The organism is Arthrobacter sp. 9E16, assembly GCF_002929435.1.
Lineage (GTDB): Bacteria > Actinomycetota > Actinomycetes > Actinomycetales > Micrococcaceae > Arthrobacter_B > Arthrobacter_B sunyaminii.
This window is the reverse complement of sequence record NZ_PJIU01000002.1, coordinates 969,478-986,192: the sequence shown is the minus strand read 5'-3', so window position 1 is coordinate 986,192 and position 16,715 is coordinate 969,478. Positions and strand designations below refer to the sequence as shown.

General features: G+C 64.7%; 15 protein-coding genes. 6 read left to right on the top strand and 9 right to left on the bottom strand.

From position 1 onward, the window contains the following. Positions 1 to 146 precede the first annotated feature (146 nt). From CXR00_RS11365 to CXR00_RS11345, 5 genes are all read left to right on the top strand, one after another. On the top strand, positions 147 to 836 hold the full coding sequence (locus tag CXR00_RS11365; protein ID WP_146068487.1) for a hypothetical protein: 690 nt from the start codon (positions 147 to 149) through the stop codon (positions 834 to 836). Between the two features lie 347 nt (positions 837 to 1,183). Beyond that, the gene (uvrA, locus tag CXR00_RS11360) at positions 1,184 to 3,739 is read left to right on the top strand and encodes an excinuclease ABC subunit UvrA (protein WP_104054579.1); all 2,556 of its coding nucleotides are present in this window, start codon (positions 1,184 to 1,186) and stop codon (positions 3,737 to 3,739) included. Positions 3,740 to 3,846: 107 nt separating this feature from the next. Beyond that, complete coding sequence (locus CXR00_RS11355; protein ID WP_258060427.1) at positions 3,847 to 4,392, top strand: GNAT family N-acetyltransferase; 546 nt, start codon at positions 3,847 to 3,849, stop codon at positions 4,390 to 4,392. After that, on the top strand, positions 4,389 to 4,916 hold the full coding sequence (locus tag CXR00_RS11350) for a GNAT family N-acetyltransferase (protein WP_104054578.1): 528 nt from the start codon (positions 4,389 to 4,391) through the stop codon (positions 4,914 to 4,916). Before CXR00_RS11355 ends, CXR00_RS11350 begins: the two co-directional genes overlap by 4 nt. A 233-nt stretch (positions 4,917 to 5,149) precedes the next feature. Then, complete coding sequence (locus tag CXR00_RS11345; protein WP_104054869.1) at positions 5,150 to 6,871, top strand: bifunctional UDP-sugar hydrolase/5'-nucleotidase; 1,722 nt, start codon at positions 5,150 to 5,152, stop codon at positions 6,869 to 6,871. Positions 6,872 to 6,889: 18 nt separating this feature from the next. Here CXR00_RS11345 and CXR00_RS11340 read toward each other — a convergent pair whose 3' ends face one another. From CXR00_RS11340 to CXR00_RS11325, 4 genes are all read right to left on the bottom strand, one after another. Continuing rightward, on the bottom strand, positions 6,890 to 7,324 hold the full coding sequence (locus CXR00_RS11340) for an SRPBCC domain-containing protein (protein WP_104054577.1): 435 nt from the start codon (positions 7,322 to 7,324) through the stop codon (positions 6,890 to 6,892). 173 nt (positions 7,325 to 7,497) lie between these two features. Continuing rightward, positions 7,498 to 7,998 carry an NfeD family protein gene (locus CXR00_RS11335; protein ID WP_104054576.1) on the bottom strand — a complete coding sequence of 167 codons (501 nt, stop codon included), beginning with the start codon at positions 7,996 to 7,998 and terminating at the stop codon, positions 7,498 to 7,500. Next, the gene (locus CXR00_RS11330) at positions 7,995 to 8,528 is read right to left on the bottom strand and encodes a hypothetical protein (RefSeq protein ID WP_104054575.1); all 534 of its coding nucleotides are present in this window, start codon (positions 8,526 to 8,528) and stop codon (positions 7,995 to 7,997) included. The genes CXR00_RS11335 and CXR00_RS11330 overlap by 4 nt, the downstream gene beginning before the upstream one ends. Next, positions 8,525 to 8,956, bottom strand: coding sequence for a GNAT family N-acetyltransferase (locus tag CXR00_RS11325; protein ID WP_104054574.1), 432 nt, complete (start codon positions 8,954 to 8,956; stop codon positions 8,525 to 8,527). Before CXR00_RS11325 ends, CXR00_RS11330 begins: the two co-directional genes overlap by 4 nt. 233 nt (positions 8,957 to 9,189) lie before the next feature. Between CXR00_RS11325 and CXR00_RS11320 the strand changes: the two genes are divergently transcribed. Beyond that, positions 9,190 to 11,016: an immune inhibitor A gene (locus CXR00_RS11320; protein WP_258060391.1), complete on the top strand. Its 1,827-nt coding sequence runs from the start codon at positions 9,190 to 9,192 to the stop codon at positions 11,014 to 11,016. 101 nt (positions 11,017 to 11,117) lie between these two features. On the opposite strand, the gene CXR00_RS11315 is transcribed toward CXR00_RS11320, so the two are convergent. The 5 genes from CXR00_RS11315 to CXR00_RS11295 all read right to left on the bottom strand — a co-directional run bounded on the left by CXR00_RS11315 (position 11,118) and on the right by CXR00_RS11295 (position 16,624). Beyond that, positions 11,118 to 12,413 (bottom strand): ribonuclease D, encoded by a 1,296-nt coding sequence (locus CXR00_RS11315; protein ID WP_104054572.1) that lies wholly within the window; start codon positions 12,411 to 12,413, stop codon positions 11,118 to 11,120. Positions 12,414 to 12,503: 90 nt separating this feature from the next. Further along, on the bottom strand, positions 12,504 to 13,133 hold the full coding sequence (locus CXR00_RS11310; protein WP_104054868.1) for a DUF3000 domain-containing protein: 630 nt from the start codon (positions 13,131 to 13,133) through the stop codon (positions 12,504 to 12,506). 190 nt (positions 13,134 to 13,323) lie between these two features. Then, positions 13,324 to 14,415: a low specificity L-threonine aldolase gene (locus CXR00_RS11305; RefSeq protein ID WP_258060389.1), complete on the bottom strand. Its 1,092-nt coding sequence runs from the start codon at positions 14,413 to 14,415 to the stop codon at positions 13,324 to 13,326. Between the two features lie 43 nt (positions 14,416 to 14,458). Then, entirely contained in the window at positions 14,459 to 15,232 is a 774-nt protein-coding gene (locus CXR00_RS11300) for an SDR family NAD(P)-dependent oxidoreductase (protein ID WP_104054570.1), read from the bottom strand. Continuing rightward, positions 15,233 to 16,624, bottom strand: coding sequence for a DUF6421 family protein (locus tag CXR00_RS11295; protein WP_104054569.1), 1,392 nt, complete (start codon positions 16,622 to 16,624; stop codon positions 15,233 to 15,235). Between the last annotated feature and the right edge of the window lie 91 nt (positions 16,625 to 16,715).

The window sequence follows — 16,715 nt, the reverse complement described above, 5'->3', positions numbered from 1 at the left end:
GCTGCCACTTCGGGAAATCGCTGCCACGGCGGACCGGCAGTGATTTCCCAAAATAGCTGCGGAATCCCGTTTCGGCCGAAGACCCCAGGCTCATTAGAATGGATCGGTTCCTGCCCTGCCCAACGTTCAGAATTTTGGAGTCTGCCTTGTCCCGAGGAAAACACCATCCGCCGCGGCCCAAACCGGCCAACAGCGAAGGGATGCTGATTGCCAATGAACTGAAAAAGGACCGCGGCTGGACGGACACGCAGATCAAGACCTTCCTGCCTGAGCCGGACCAGACCGCGCGCAATCCGTTTTCCCGCAAGGCGGCACCCATGAAGCTGTACGCGCTGGAGAGGGTCGAAGCCATCGAGGCCACGCCCGCATACCAGAAGGCGCGGGAAGCATCACGGACCCGGCAGATTGCTGCCCGCACCCGTGCGCTGGCGAAAAAGAAGGAAGCCATTGCCGCGGCTCAGGCACTGGAACTGACCATCGTTCCGGAACCCTGGCAGGAAATGCAGGACAAGGCGATTGCCCATTTCAACAGCAGGCTTCGCCGCAGCCAGTCCCCGGCCAGCCGAAGCACCTCCAAGGCTCGGCTGGACCGGCTGACCGTGAATTACCTGCGGCACAAGCAGACCTCCTATGAGGAGGAGCTGAAGGAGTTCAAGGGAGTCGTCGGCGTGGGGGAGGCTTACCTCGTCGTCCGTAACCGGATCCTGGACCTCATTGCGGACACCTACCCGCTGCTCCGCGATGAGTGCGAGCGGCAGAAGTTCGAAGCCCCTGAGCTGCCCGACGGTGTGCAGCTGCCGGACACCGTGCAACTGTCGAACGCCGTCACGCGCTAAGCGGACTGCCTCCACATTGACCCGTCCTCCATCGGACCTGACTGCTTCTTGGCCCGCGCGCTCGGTTTGGATTCTTCGTGCAGATAACGGGGCCTGCCGAAATCTCTCGTGCAGATCCGGGGCTCAAAAGGCGTCAACCGGCTAGTTTGGGCCCGGGAGCTGCACGAAGGATCGGTGGACCCTGGGTTTGGGGCCGGGAGCTGCACGAAGGATCGGTGGACCCTGGGTTCGGGGCCGGGAGCCGCACGAAGAATCGCTGGACCCCGGCGGCCTGCACTGTCACGCGCTAAGCGGAAAGCAGGCTTACCATTTAGTCCCGAGCCGCCCTCCTCGGTATCCTGAGAAGGATGAGTATCGCTGAGTCCTCCCCAAAAACCGCCCCGGCCGCGAGCACAGACGTGAGCACCAACGGCATGGTCCGTGTGCGCGGAGCGCAGGAGAATAACCTGCGCAATGTCGACGTCGAGATTCCGCGCGACGCGATCGTTGCCTTCACGGGAATATCCGGATCCGGCAAGTCGTCGCTGGCCTTCGGTACCATCTACGCCGAGGCCCAGCGCCGCTACTTTGAGTCCGTGGCCCCGTACGCACGCCGGCTGCTGTCCCAGGGTCACACGCCCAAAGTGGAGGAGATCACCGGGCTGCCTCCCGCCGTCGCCCTCCAGCAGCGCCGCGGCACCCCCAGTTCACGTTCCACCGTGGGGACGCTGACCACGCTTTCCAACTCGATGCGCATGCTCTTCTCCCGCGGGGGCACGTACCCGGCGGATGCAGAACCGGGGAGCCTGGACTCGGACGCATTCTCACCCAACACGGCCGCCGGCGCCTGCCGGGAGTGCTCGGGCCTGGGGATCGCCCACACCGTCACCGAGGACTCCCTGGTGCCGAACCCGAACCTGAGCATCCGCGACGGTGCCATTGCCGCCTGGCCCGGCGCCTGGCAGGGCAAGAACCTGCGCGACATCCTCATCCAGCTGGGCTACGACGTCGACGTGCCGTGGAAGAAGCTGCCCAAGAAGGACCGCGACTGGATCCTGTTCACTGAGGAACAGCCAGTCGTGATGATTACCCCGCAGCGTGACCGCGTGGCCAAGCCGTACAAGGGCCGGTTCTGGAGCGCCAGGTCCTATGTTCTTCACACCCTGGCTGACTCGGGCAGCGAGCAGATGCGCAAACGCGTGCTCGAATTTATGGTTTCCGGGCCGTGTCCGGTCTGCGGCGGAGCGGGCCTGCGTCCCGAAGCGCTCGCCGTTACGTTCGCCGGCCGGAACATCGCCGAGCTGAACGGCGCCACCCTGGGTGAGCTGGCGGAAATCATCCGGCCGACGGCGGAGCTGAAGGCTGCTGGAACGGCGTCGCGGTCGGCGGCTTCCAACGAGGACACCGAAGTTGCCGTCACCATCACCCGCGATCTGCTGTCCCGGCTCAAGATCCTCATCGACCTGGGACTGGGCTACCTGAGCCTGTCCCGGTCCACACCCACCCTGTCGCCGGGTGAGATGCAGCGCCTGCGCATCGCCACCCAGCTGCGCTCGGGCCTGTTCGGTGTCATTTATGTCCTGGATGAGCCGTCCGCAGGCCTGCATCCCGCCGACGCCGAACCCCTGCTGGCCGTCCTGCAGGAGCTGAAGGAAGCCGGGAACTCCGTCTTCGTCGTCGAGCACAACATGGATGTGGTCCGCAGCGCGGAGTGGATTGTGGACGTGGGACCCCAAGCCGGCGACGGCGGCGGCACTGTCCTCTACAGCGGTCCCGTGGCGGGACTGAAGGACGTGGAAGAAAGCGCCACCCGCCCGTTCCTGTTCCGGGAAGCCGAGGAACCCGCATCGGCCGACCGGACTCCCGAGCGGTGGCTGAACCTTAAGGGCATCACCCGGCACAACCTGCGTGAACTCGATGCCGAGATTCCGCTGGGCGTACTCACCGCCGTCACCGGTGTCTCCGGTTCAGGCAAATCCACCCTGGTGAGCCAGGTGCTGGCCGAAACCGTGGGCGTGCACGTCAACGGCTCCTCGGCCGCGGCCGCCGACCGGGCGGATGACCCGGAAGCGGAACTGGAGGACGACGTCGATCCCGGCGCCACAGTGCGCGACATTGCCGGCCTGGAGCACCTGGACCGCCTGGTCAAGGTGGACCAGCGCCCCATCGGCCGCACCCCTCGCTCCAACCTGGCCACCTACACCGGGCTGTTTGACGCCGTGCGCAAGCTCTACGCCGGCACCGACGAGGCCAAGGCCCGCGGCTACACCGCAGGCCGTTTCTCCTTCAACGTGGCCAGTGGACGCTGCCCCACCTGCCAGGGTGAAGGTTTCCTTGCCGTCGAACTGCTGTTCCTGCCCGGCACCTACGGTCCCTGCCCGCAGTGCCACGGTGCGCGGTACAACGACGAGACGCTGGAAGTCACCTACCGCGGCAAGAACATCGCCGACGTGCTGGGCATGCGGGTGGAAACAGCTGCCGAATTCCTGGCGGACGTCCCGGCGGCGGCGCGGAGCCTGCAGACGCTGCTCGACGTCGGCCTGGGGTACCTTCGCCTGGGGCAGCCGGCCACTGAACTCTCCGGCGGCGAGGCCCAGCGCATCAAGCTCGCCACCGAGCTGCAGCGCGCCCGCCGCGGCCACACCCTGTACCTGCTCGACGAGCCCACCACCGGCCTACATCCCCAGGACGTGCGCCTGCTGCTCGCGCAGCTCAACCGGCTGGTGGACGCGGGCAACACCGTGGTGGTGGTGGAACACTCCATGAACGTGGTGGCCGCGGCCGACTGGGTCATCGACATGGGACCCTCCGGCGGCGACGACGGCGGCCGGATCATCTGTGCGGGTACGCCGGCCGAGGTCGCCGCGTGCGACGCCAGCCGCACCGCTCCGTACCTCACTGCGGCGCTCAAGACGCTGGGATAGGGCGCGGGGGCAGGACAAGGCAGGACAAAGGCGCGGGCGTGCCCGGCCACTGAGTCAGGCGGAGGGGACCCGGGTTAGGCTGTGACGTGCTTACCGACCCGCAGGATCTGCCTGCCACCACCCTGCTCGACGGTATCCGGCTGGTCGTCGTGTGTCCCGAAGACGCTCCCGCACTCGCCGCCGCCTACCGGCGGAACCGGAACTATCTGGCGCCGTGGGAACCGCTGCGCCCGGACGCCTTCTTCACCAAGGAAGGCCAGCGCTCCGTCATTGAAGCCAAACTGGCCCTGTTTCGGACGGGCAGCGAAGTGCCCTGGGTCCTTGCCGATGGTGAACGGATCATCGGAACCATCACACTGACCGGTATTGTCCGCGGACCGTTCCTCTCCGCGAATCTCGGCTACTGGATCGACGGGGAATACGCCGGACGGGGCCTTGGCACCGCGGCCGTGACCGCCGTCGTCGAAACGGCGCGGAAACACCTGGGCCTGCACCGGATCCAGGCCGCGACCCTGCTGCACAATGCGGCGTCACAGCGGATTCTGGACAAATCCGGGTTTGAACGGATCGGCGTGGCTCCGCAGTACCTGAAAATTGCCGACCGGTGGCAGGACCACCTGCTGTTCCAGCGGATCCTCGAGGCGGCCAAATGATCCCGGCACTCCGGCCCGCATTGATCACCACGCCCCGCCTGCTGCTGGAACCGCTGGGTGTCCAGCACGCAGCTGAAATGGCTGACGTGCTCGCGGGGACGGCTCTTTACCGGTACATCGGCGGCGCGGCGCCGACAGCGGAGGAACTGGCACGACGGTACGCCGCCCAAACCGTTGGCGGATCACCGGACAGGCGGGAGATCTGGCTGAACTGGATCATCCGGGACAACGGTGCGGCGTGCGGCTTTGTGCAAGCGACGGTGTCGCAGGAAACGGACGGGCCGACGTCGTATGTTGCGTGGGTGGTGGGCGAGGCGTTCCAAGGCAGGGGCACAGCCACGGCGGCAGCCCGGGCGATGCTGGGCTGGCTTCGGATCCACGCCCCCGGACCGGTCGCCGCCTTCATTCATCCCGAAAACCGTGCCTCAGCGGCCGTCGCACGGAAACTTGGGCTGGCAGCAAGCGGGCTGATCGATGAGGACGGCGAGGAACGCTGGGACGACGGCGCAATGCGCACGCATTAATGGAGCCGGCAGAAAAGCGCACCATGTTCAGCAGGTCCAGCACCGTCATCCCAAAAAAACACCAGCGACTTTTTTCGTTGCGCCTATTCCGGAATTGCACCTAAACCTGCAAGGGTGCCTGAGGGGGACAACGCACGCACTATGAGGAGCTGAACACATTGCTGTTTCCATTGGCCCGACGGCGGGGTGCTGCCACCGCAGTCACCGCCGCCATCGCACTGACATTTGTTTCAATGACCCCGGCTGCAGCCAAGCCCCCGCACCACGGCGGCAAGGACCAGACAACCTCCGTCACGGTCCTGGGCACTTCGGACCTGCACGGCTACATCGAGAACTGGGATTACTTCAAGGACGGCGAATACGATGACGCCGCCTCCAACGACGTCGGACTGGCCAAGATCTCCACCCTCGTGGACACAGTCCGGGCTGACCGGGGCAGTGCCTCCACACTGCTGATCGACGCCGGTGACACCATCCAAGGCACCTCGCTGACGGATTACTTCGCCAACACGGAACCCATTACCGAAACCGGCGAAATCCACCCCATGGCTGCGGCCATGAACGCGATGGATTATGACGCAGCGGCGCTGGGCAACCACGAATTCAACTATGGACTCGATCTGCTGCGGAAGTTTGAAAGCCAGCTGGATTTCCCGCTGCTTGGCGCAAATGCAGTGGATGCAACCTCCGGCAAGCCGGCGTTCACCCCGTACATCATCAAAACGGTGAAGACCAAGGGCAACAAACCCGTGAAGGTCGGCATCCTGGGTCTCACCAACCCCGGGGTGGCCATTTGGGACAAAAATAACGTTGACGGGAAGCTCAAGTTCCCGGGCATCGTGGAGCAGGCACAGAAGTACGTGCCGCAAATGAAGGCACGCGGAGCGGACGTGGTGGTGGTCAGTGCCCACTCCGGAACGTCGGGGACCTCCTCCTACGGGCCCGAGCTGCCGCTGGAGAACGCCTCCACCCAGCTGGCTGAAACAGTGCCCGGCATCGACGCCGTCCTGGTGGGACATGCCCATCAGGAGATTCCGGAACGCTTCGTGACGAACAAGGTCACCGGTGACCAGGTGCTGTTGACCGAGCCGCTGAACTGGGGCATGCGCCTGTCCGTCATGGACTTTGAACTGAAGAAGGTGCGCGGCCAGTGGGACGTGGTCTCGGCGTCGGCTTCGCTGCTGAATGCCAACACCGTTGAGGCGGATCCCGAAATCTCCAAGCTGGTGGCCGAACAGCACCAGCGGGTCATTGACTACGTCAATACGCCCATCGGCACCGCCACCGAATCCATGCCAGCGGCGGAGTCACGCTACCGCGACACAGCCGTCATGGATTTTGTGGGTTCGGTTCAGGCCTCTGCCGTGGACCGGGCGCTCGACGGCGGACCCAACGCCGATCTGCCGGTGCTGTCGCTGGTGGCGCCCTTCAGCCGCACCGCGGAAATCCCCGCCGGTCCGGTGACCATCCGCGATCTGGCCGGGCTGTATGTCTTCCCCAACACCCTCTTCGGTGTCGAGATGACGGGCGCTCAGATCAAGGAGTACCTGGAGTATTCGGCGAAGTACTTCGTCCAGACGGCGCCGGGCGCCCCGGTGGATCCGGCCACCCTGACCAACGCAGACGGTACTCCTGACTACAACTACGACATGATGTCCGGCGTTGACTATGACATCGACATCAGCCGCCCGGTGGGAGAGCGTATCGTCAACCTGAGCTTCAACGGTGCTCCGGTGGATCCGGCGCAGCGGTTTGCCGTAGCCACCAACAACTACCGGCAGTCCGGCGGCGGCAACTTCCCGCACATCTCCACGGCGCCCGTCCTGGTGAATCAGCAGACGGAAATCCGCCAGTTGCTCATCGACTACGTGGTGGCTCAGGGCACCGTTGACCCGGCGGACTTCGCCGAGAACAACTGGCACCTGGTGCGCGGCGGCGTGCCCGTCTTCGACTAAGTTGCCGGAAACCTTCTCTCAGCCGGCGTCGCTCTGCTCCAACCAGAATTTAAACCGGGAGTACAGTTCAGGGGTGTCCTGCTCCACGGCAGCGGCGGTGGCGCCGGTCAGCCCCGACAGCCGGACACTAAACATGCATTCCCGTTCGCCCGTCGGTGTGATGAGGTACTCCAACTCACCGGCGCGCTCATCAGCAACCCGGTCATCCCACCGGGCGTCAAAAGTCAGGACGAGCCGGTACGGGGCGTCGGCCTCCACGACGGATCCGACGATGAGGTTATTCCCGTCGGCGTACAGGGCATAGTCACTGCCCGGCTCCATGGTTCCGCGCAGACTGGAATCCCACATCCAGCTGCGCGGAACATTGGAGGCCGTCAGAGCGCGCCATACGTCCTCGGACGGGCAGGCCAGGACCGTGGAATAAATGGTTTCTGTGGACGCGGCGGATGGCATGGCGGCAACCTTTCCAAACAGTGAAGGGACCCCCCGAAGTGCAGGGGGTCAGAATCGGAGACCGGAGGAAAGGAATGCAATAACCTGACCGGGTGCGCCGAGACTAAGTCAGGGGGCCGCCCGGCGCCAGCGCAGTATGCAGGATTGTTATGCCGGTGATTGCAATTTTTTCGCTAGTGCAGCAGATAGCCGTCGGTAAAGTTCTCGACCGGCTCAACAATGGCCCTGTTGCCGGGAGTGGTGCCGACAATCCGGACCCGGGTACCCTTGGGCAGCGCCACTTTTCCTGTTTTTCCTATAGTTATGGCATAAACAATCCGGCCTGCCTCGATTTCGACCCGGCCTTCCATATTAATTCTCCCGTAGTCGAGGCTCGTAAGCGGCTTGGTGACAGTGCCTTGCCTTCCCAGATAGGAAGAGACTTCCGCCGCCCCCAGATACCTTTTACTGATGCGGGCCGAGGCCCAGAGATGTACGACGATGGCAGCAAGTGAACCGACAACGACGCCGGCGACTGGGGACCGTGTTGGCGCGCCAGCCATGAAACCGACGATGCTGAACGGCAGGGTGGTCCACCACCATGAGGGCGGGTAATAGCCGTGGCCCTTTATGATGTTGCTGAGAAGGACCCACATTCCGAGCCCCCACGCCACGGGGAAAATGGCCCAGATCATTGGTTGTCCTCCGGTGTTTGCGAGCTGTGTTCCGGGCGGCGAGAAGAGGCGGGTCCGGTAAATGACGTAAGGAGGGCCGGCGGGGCGGCAATCAGGACTTCGCCGCCGTCGCGGTGAAAGGATGCCACGCGCCAGCCGGGGTTGAACCGGAACAGGGATTCGGAAAATGAGGCCTTGCGCATCCCCGCGAAATCGGAGGTTCGCACCACCAGCGGGTCATCGCCGGCCCGTGTGCCGCCGGACAGAGGCTGCAGGGTCAGCCAATCCGGATACGGAGTTGCGAGTGCACGCGCCCACCGCGGCCGGGAGAACGCAGCAGTGGGCGCCAGGACCCGGCATTCACACTGGTTCCTTGCCGCATAACGGCGCCGGGTCCGGCGCTCCCGGCGGATGTGCATCAGTGCCAAGACGAAACAGTACGCACAAAACACCCAGGCTGCGGTTTCATTGCCGCGGACAATCAACACCCCACCCGCAGCGGCTGTAAACAGCAGCACAACGGCGGCATCGCGCTGCGTGGACTGTTTCATGCATCGAACCGGACGAATGCCCGCAGCGGCAATCCGCCGCCGGCGTCACCGCCTGCCTGCCGGTAGCCCAGAGATTCGTAGAATGCCTTCTGGCCGGGCTCAGTGTCCGTGAGCAACACCTTTTGCCGCACATGGGCGTACGGTGCCAGGACAAATTCGACCAGGCGCCTGCCCAGGCCGGTTCGCTGGTGCCGGGGATCAACGAGGACGTCCTGCAGGTAACAAATCGAGTGACCGTCTGAAATGATCCGGGCCAGGCCCACCAAGTCATCGCCGTCGCGGGCGGCCGCCAGCAGCGTGGACCCGGCGAGGGCAGCGGCCAGGTTGCCCGGGTCCTTGGTGTAGGCACTCCAGCCCACCGAGTCGTACAGCCGCACGACGTCGTTCAGCGGCAGATCGGGTCCGGCGGCGTATTCGAGTCTGGGCACGGCAACAGCCTATCTGTACACCGGAGCCAAAGGCCATGGAATTCCACCTGTAACCCGCATTGTCTCTCCCATTACAGGGCTCCGGACATTTTAGAAAGGGGTCCGCTGGATATTTCCCTTCGTTTCTCCTAAATAGCCAATCGCTGTGGATGTTGTTTCCGCGCTAATTCAAACGGGCCTTACCTTTATCCCATCACACTTCCACCCGTGAAGTTTTGTTCTAAGGGGATCACTTGATTCGTCGAAACAAGCGCAGGAATGCGCGGAAGGCAGCCGTGCTGGCCGTCAGCAGCGTCCTTTTGCTCTCGCCCTTGGCCGCTGTGGCAGCTCCGCCTTCCCAGCCGGACGCAGGGGACGGCGGGACCTTTGCCGGAGCCCCGGGAGTCAACGGCAGTCCCGGAAAAACCGATGACCGTCCCGATGCCGCCGCAGACGAACGGCGTGCCCTGAACCAGCAGGCAGTGGAAAAGGTGGTCCGCGGCGAAGCGCCGGTCCAGAACCGCGGCGGCTCCAAGGCCGTCCAGGTGGCCCCGGGTCAGTGGGCGGAGTACGGACTGGAAGACAGCGACCAGATCCTGTCCTTCCTGATTGAGTTCGGTGACCAGGTGGACCCGCGGTTCCCGGAGTCCACTCCCGGGCCGCTGCATAACCAGATCCCGCAGCCCAACCGCAGCGCGGACAACTCCACCTATTGGCTCCCGGAGTTCGACCGCGAGCATTACATGGACATGTTCTTCAACCCGCAGGGCGAATCCCTGAAGACCCTGTATGAGGAGATGTCCAGCGGCCGCTATACAGTCGACGGTGACGTCAGCGACTGGGTGACCGTGCCCTACAACACCGCGAGTTACGGCCAGACCGAATCCCAGGCGGACATGACGCGCTTTGTGCAGGATGCCGCTGATGCCTGGTACGACGGGCAGATTGCCGCCGGCAAGAGCGCCGCGGACATCGACGCCTATCTGGCCGGCTTCGACCAGTGGGACCGCTACGACTACAACAAGAACGGCAACTTCGATGAGCCGGACGGCTACATTGACCACTTCCAGGCTATCCACGCCGGCGAGGGTGAAGAAGCCGGGGCGGCGGAATCCACCATATGGTCGCACCGCTGGTCCGTGGGTCAGGCCGGCAGGGGAACTCAAGGTCCCGCTGCCAATCCCTATGGCGGCATCCGGATCGGGGACTCCAAGGTGTGGATCCGCGATTACACCACCGAACCGGAAAACGGCGGCCTGGGTGTTTTCGCCCACGAATACGGCCACGACCTTGGCCTGCCCGACCTATACGACACCGCAGGCGGGGACAACGGAACCGGCTTCTGGACCCTCATGAGCTCCGGCTCCTGGCTCGGACGCGGTGAAGACTCCATTGGTTCCACCCCCAACCACATGGGTGCCTGGGAAAAGCTGCAGATGGGCTGGCTGGACTACGATGTTGCCGCCGCGGGCGAGAAATCCACACACATGCTCGGCCCGTCCTACCACGCCACCAAGAAACAGCAGGCCGTGGTGGTTACCCTCCCGCGGGATGCCAACGGCAACGGACGGTACTACATCGCGGAGAACCGCCAGTACGTCGGGTATGACGCCACCTTGGAGACCGGTCCCTACAACTTCGGCTGGGCACTCAGCTCTCCGGACCGGGTGGAGCACTTCCCGTACCAAAACGGACTCCTGGTGACCTACTGGAACGCCGGGCAGCGCAACAACAACACGAGCCAGCATCCCGGTGCCGGCCTCGTTCTCCCGGTGGACGCACGGCCTCAGGCGCTGAAATTCTCCGACGGAGTTGTGGCCCGCAACCGCATCCAGAGCTTTGATGCAACATTCGGCAAGGAAGCCACGGATCCGATTCTGCTGCACCGCGAAACGGCGGCCGGGATGAGAACGCTGAACGTACCGTCGCGGCCAGGCGTCGCCGTGTTCAACGACAGCAACCCGAACGCGTACTATGACCCGGCAAATCCGCAGGGCAGCGTTGTGGTGGCCGGAACCGGAACCACCATCAAGGTGGTCCAGAGCAACCCCAAGGGAATGATGACCATAAAGGTCAACTAACTGCCGGCACGCCGAGCCCCGCGGCCCGTCCGCCGAGCTCATCTTGCGGCACTAAAACAGAAGGGACCGGAGGTTTTCCTCCGGTCCCTGCTGTCTTCGCCCTATCGGGAGCCGGCGCTGTCTTTTTCCTTTTCCACCAGCGGGTCCGGATCAAGGAACGCGACGGTAAGCACTGCAGCCGTCTGCTCGATCTGCCACTGGCGTGCGCCCAGGTCCCGCAGCGCAGAGCTGATCGAATCCAGATTGATCTGTGCCGGAGGACGCCAGGCCACCCGGCGAAGGGTGTCGGGAGTCAGCAGATTCTCGAGGGGCAGGTTCAGCTGCTCCGCTACGGCAGCCAGCCGCGGTTTTGCGGTTTGCAGGCGTGCCGCTGCCTCCGGATCATTCTTGGCCCAGACCCGCGGGGGCGGCGGAGCGTGGGTGGGAATGTGCAGCGGCGGCAGGTCGGTGGCAGACCGGCCAGCGGAAATGCAGCGCAGCCAGCGCGGTGCTTCCTTCTGTGCGGCGCGGCCGTGGAAGCCCGGGGTGCCCAGCAGCTGCGGCACGGTGGTGGGCATGGCCCGTGCGGCCGCCACAATAGCGGAGTCCGGAATGAGCCGGCCCGGTGCGGTGTCCCGGTTTTCGGCCAGGTGCTCGCGCTCGGTCCACAGTTCGCGGACAACGGCCAGCTGCCGGCGGTCACGCAACTGGTGCATGCCGCTGGTGCGGCGCCACGGGTCCACCCGCGGGGCCGACGGCGGGGCCGTCCGGATCGCTTCAAACTCCTGCTCCGCGAAGGTTAGTTTCCCGGCGTCGTCGAGCACTTTGATCAGTTCAATGCGAAGCTCGGCGAGGACCTCAACGTCCAGGGCGGCGTAGCGCAGCCACGGCTCGGGCAGCGGGCGGGTGGACCAGTCGGCCGCCGAGTGCTCCTTTGCCAGGGTAAAACCGAGCAGGTTCTCAATCACCGCGGCCAGGCCGACGCGCGGCAGTCCCGCCAGGCGTGCGGCGAGTTCCGTGTCGAAAAGCTTGTCCGGCCACATGCCCAGTTCCGACAGGCAGGGCAGATCCTGGCTGGCTGCGTGCAGAATCCATTCCACGCCCTGCAGGGCGTCGTTGATGATATCCAGGTTGTCGAACGGTTCCGGATCGATCAGCCAGGTGCCGGCGCCTTCACGGCGAATCTGGACCAGGAAAGCGCGCTGGCCGTAGCGGAAGCCGGAAGCGCGTTCAGCGTCGACGGCTGCGGGTCCGGTGCCGGCGGCGAGAGCCTTGGCAGCCCGTTCCAGTCCGCGGGGAGTGTCGATGACCAGGGGCACCCCGTCTCTTGGTGCCTCCAGCAGCGGGAGCTCAACCGGCTCGTCGTTCGGGTCAGCGGAAGGGGTGTGGACGGGGGAGCCGGGTATCTGCGCGGTCATAAGACCTTCAGTCTATCGAGTCCGGCGGTGCCGCAGTGACACACGGGCACCCCCGCCTGGTTCGGGGTGTCCAATTCTGGGCGTCTTGCCCTAGCTTCGGCGCACCCTGGGCAGCGGAGTGACACCTTCGGGCAGGGGAGGTAGCCCGGCAAAGGTGCAGACCATGTCCGACCAGGCTTCCAAATGCTCCTGCACATCGGCGGAATCCGGGGTCCAGGAGGCACGCAGCTCAATATCAATGGCATCGCCCCGGCCGGCGAGTGTTCCGTAGCTTTCCGAGAGGATTCGGGTGGCGGTGCCCCCGGCGTTGGAGTATCCGGCATGGTGTTCCTGCAGGGCTTCCACGAGCCACGTCCAGGCGACTGAACCAACAAGTTCATCGTTGCCCATGTCCGGCTCCAGTTCGGCCCGGATGTAGGTAACAATCCGGAACGTTCCGTTCCATACGTCAGACCCCTCGGGGTCATGCAGGAGGATAAAGCGGCCGGTGGCCAGCTCGGTTTGTTCCGGAATGACGATTCCGGACGGGCCGTGGCCGAGGCCCTCAGCACGTGCCAGCGGTCCACTCGCGAGAATCTCCGCACCCAGTGACACCGCAAAAGGCGCCAACCGGGCCGGTGCCGGGATCTCGTTTAGATGCAGCTCAGGGCGGCACCGGGCGCGCCGCAGCGAACCGAGGGCTTTCAGGAAGTCTGGGGGTACTTGTGATAAGTCACCGATTGCACTCACCTTCGCAGGTTACTGGCGCAGACCTCGGGCAAAGGTTCAGGCTCGCCGAAGTGTCCCTTTTGTTATCTGCCCAGCCTAGGCCTCAGCTGCCGGTGGCGGGAGGGCCCGGGGTTGTTTGCCCGGACGTACCGCCGGCTTTTCCGGTCCCGGAGCTGCAGGAACAGCTCCGGGACCACCGCTGCTAGCTCAGCGCAGACTCTCCGGGAGCGTCGGGATCCGCAGCAACCTCGCGGGCAATGGCCTCGGCGAACGCATCGACGTCGGCTTCTGACGTGTCGAACGTGCACATCCAGCGCACCTCGCCCGTGGCCTGGTCCCAATCGTAGAACCGGAACGAGGAGCGCAGGCGGTCCGCAACGCCGGCCGGAAGTTTGGCGAAGACAGCGTTGGACTCGGTGGGCTGGGTCAGCTCCACGCCGTCGATCTTCTCCACCGCTGCCCGCAGCCGCTGTGCCATGGCGTTCGCGTGTGAGGCCGAGCGCAGCCAGAGATCGTCCTCATACAGCGTGACGAACTGGGCTGAAATGAAGCGCATCTTGGACGCCAGCTGCATGTTCATCTTGCGCAGGTAATCCAGGCCGGGGGAGGCCTCCGGATTCAGTGAGACGATGCACTCGCCGTACATCATGCCGTTCTTGGTGCCGCCCAGGGACAGAATGTCCACGCCGGCGTCGGTGGTCATGGCACCCATGCCCACGCCCAGCGCTGCGGCGGCATTGCCCAGCCGGGCCCCGTCCATGTGCAGGAGCATGCCGTGCTTATGGCAGTGCTCGGCAATGGCGGTGATTTCCTCCACCGCGTACAAAGTGCCCAACTCGGTGGACTGGGTGATGGACACGGCCAGCGGCTGCGCACGGTGCTCGTCGCCCCAGCCCCAGGCCTCCTGGTCAATCAGCTCGGGCGTGAGCTTGCCGTCCGGGGCAGGGATCTGCAGCAGCTTCATGCCGCCGATACGTTCCGGCGCACCGTTTTCGTCCACATTGATGTGGGCGGTGGAGGCGCAGATGACGGCGCCCCAGCGCGGCAGCAGCGACTGCAGCGCTGTCACGTTGGCGCCGGTGCCGTTGAACACCGGGAAGGCGCGCATTTTTGAGCCGAAGTGCGCAGTCAGCACCTCGCGCAGCTTGGCCGTGTAGACGTCTTCGCCGTAGGCCACCTGATGGCCCTGGTTGGCTGCGGTCAGCGCGTCCAGGATTTCGGGATGGACTCCGGAATAGTTGTCCGAGGCAAACGCGCGGATGGATATGTCATGCAGGGGGGAAATGTTGGTCACAGTGTCCAGTATCTCTTACGGGTGTTTCGGTTCGAACCGCGGCTCAGGACCGCGGTACCAGGGAGATGCGCTGCCCGTTCAGCTGCGCCGCATCCTGGCTAAAAAGGTCGACGGCGGCCCCGGCCAGGGTCTGCACATCGGTGTAGGTGCTGAAGTCGCGGTCCGGCTGGGCCTCACGCATGGAGTCATCGACGAGGGCCTTGACCACAAAGACGACGGCGGCCGAGTGCTGCGGCTGAGCGTTTTCCTTGGCGCCGGACTGCGCGCGGCGGAAGCCCTGCGCAATTGCCTGCACCCAGGCTTCGGCCGCGGCCTTGGCTGCGGCGTACCCGGCGCCTCCCGCGGTGGGGGAGTCCACGGAGGTGGAGGAAACGATGGCGAGCCGGCCGTCGTCGGACGCTGCCAGCTGGTCGTAGAAGCTGCGGCTGACGTTGCGCAGGGTCTGCAGGATGTTGGTCTGCAGGAAATCCCAGTCGTCTTCCTTCTGCCCGGTGATGCCGCCGCCGCCGCGCCAGCCGCCCACCAGATGGATCAGCCCGTCAATCCCGCCGTACATTTCCTGCAGATCCTGGGAGAGGGCGTCCACGTCGCCGGGACGGGACAGGTCGCAGGTGCGCAGATCGGCGTCGAGCAGGCCAAAGAGGGTGTTTTCGAGCCGGGCGGCGTCGCGGCCCACCGCCACAACCTTGGCACCGGCGGCTTCCAGCGCTTTGCAGACCGCGACGCCGGACGCGGAGGCCGCGCCGGCCACCAAAACGGTACGGCCCCGCACGGACTGGTCAGAGGCGGACGTTCCGGTGGCCGGCGTTGTGCTCATTTAGTTCGAACTCCCTGTGATTCCCGACGTGGATTCGATGACCGGGGCCATCTTCTTGGACAGCGCTTCGTAGAACATGGACAGCGGAAATTCGTCGTCCAGCACCTGGTCGGTGAGCCCGCGCGGCGGTCCGTCCAACGGCAGGGCGTCCGGACCCTTGGCCCAAACGGAGGCCGGGTTCGGCGTCAGCGTAGCGGACACCAGATCGTAGGCGGCAAACCAGTGGGCGGTCTTCGGCCGGTCAATGGAGCGCCAGTACAGGTCCTCAATGTTCGCACCCAGGCGGACAACGACGTCGGCTACGTCTTCCCAGTCGATGCTCAGCTTGCCGTCGGTCCAGTGCAGGACGTGGTTCTGGTGCATCCAGGCGAACAGCAGCTGTCCGCCGAGGCCGTCATAGTTGCGCACCCGGCTGCCAGTAATGGCGAACCGGAAGATCCGGTCAAAGATCACCGCGTACTGCACCAGCGTGGCATGTTTGCGGGCCTCCGGGGAAGCGTCCTCGTCCTTTTCGATCTTCACTGCTTCGCGGAAGGCCGTGAGGTCGCAGCGCAGTTCCTCGAGGGAGTAAAGGAAGTACGGCATGCGCTGTTTGATCATGAACGGGTCAAAGGGGAGGTCCCCGCGCATGTGCGTGCGGTCATGGATCAGGTCCCACATGACAAAGGTGTCCTGTGCCAGTTTCTGGTCATCCAGCAGGGCGGCGGCATCCTCGGGCAGCTGCAGCGAGGTGATCTCAGCGGCAGCGCGCAGGACGCGGCGGAACCGGGCAGCCTCGCGGTCGGCGAAGATGGCCCCCCAGGTGAAGGTGGGCGTTTCGCGGACGGCCACCGTTTCGGGGAAGAGCACTGCCGAGTTGGTGTCGTAGCCCGGGGTGAAGTCCAGGAAGCGGATGGGTACGAAGAGCTTGTTGGAGTACTCGCCGGCTTCGAGTTCGCCGATGAACTCGGGCCAGACAACCTCGATCAGGACCGCTTCCACGTAACGGTTTGTGGAGCCGTTCTGCGTGTACATGGGGAACAGCACCAGGTGCTGCAGGCCGTCCGTCCGGTTCAGCTGCGGGGAGAACGCGAGCAGGGAATCGAGGAAATCCGGTTCGCCCAGGCCGCCGGCGACCCAGCCCTGCAGGTCCTGGACCACCAGGGACAGGTATTCGGCGTCGTGCTCGAAGGCCGGAGCCAGCGCCTCGACGGCGGCAGCAATCACTGAAATGAGTTCTTCGGCAGCGGCACGGTTGTCCGTGTCCACTGATCCGTTTTTGTTCTGCAGCGGCTGCAGGTCCGTGGCGGCCTGTTTGAGTGCCTGCCAGGCCTCGGAGGTCTCCGGGCTGCTGCCGGCGGAAACGGCGGTAAAGCCGGGGTGGGAAAGCGAGGGGAACGCTGAGACAGACATGGCTGCGACCTTCCGGAGGGAGGCCGCCCCGAAGCAGTGGAGCGGCAGAGAAGTAATGCGTCGAGCATACTCACGAAAAACTAACGCTTAC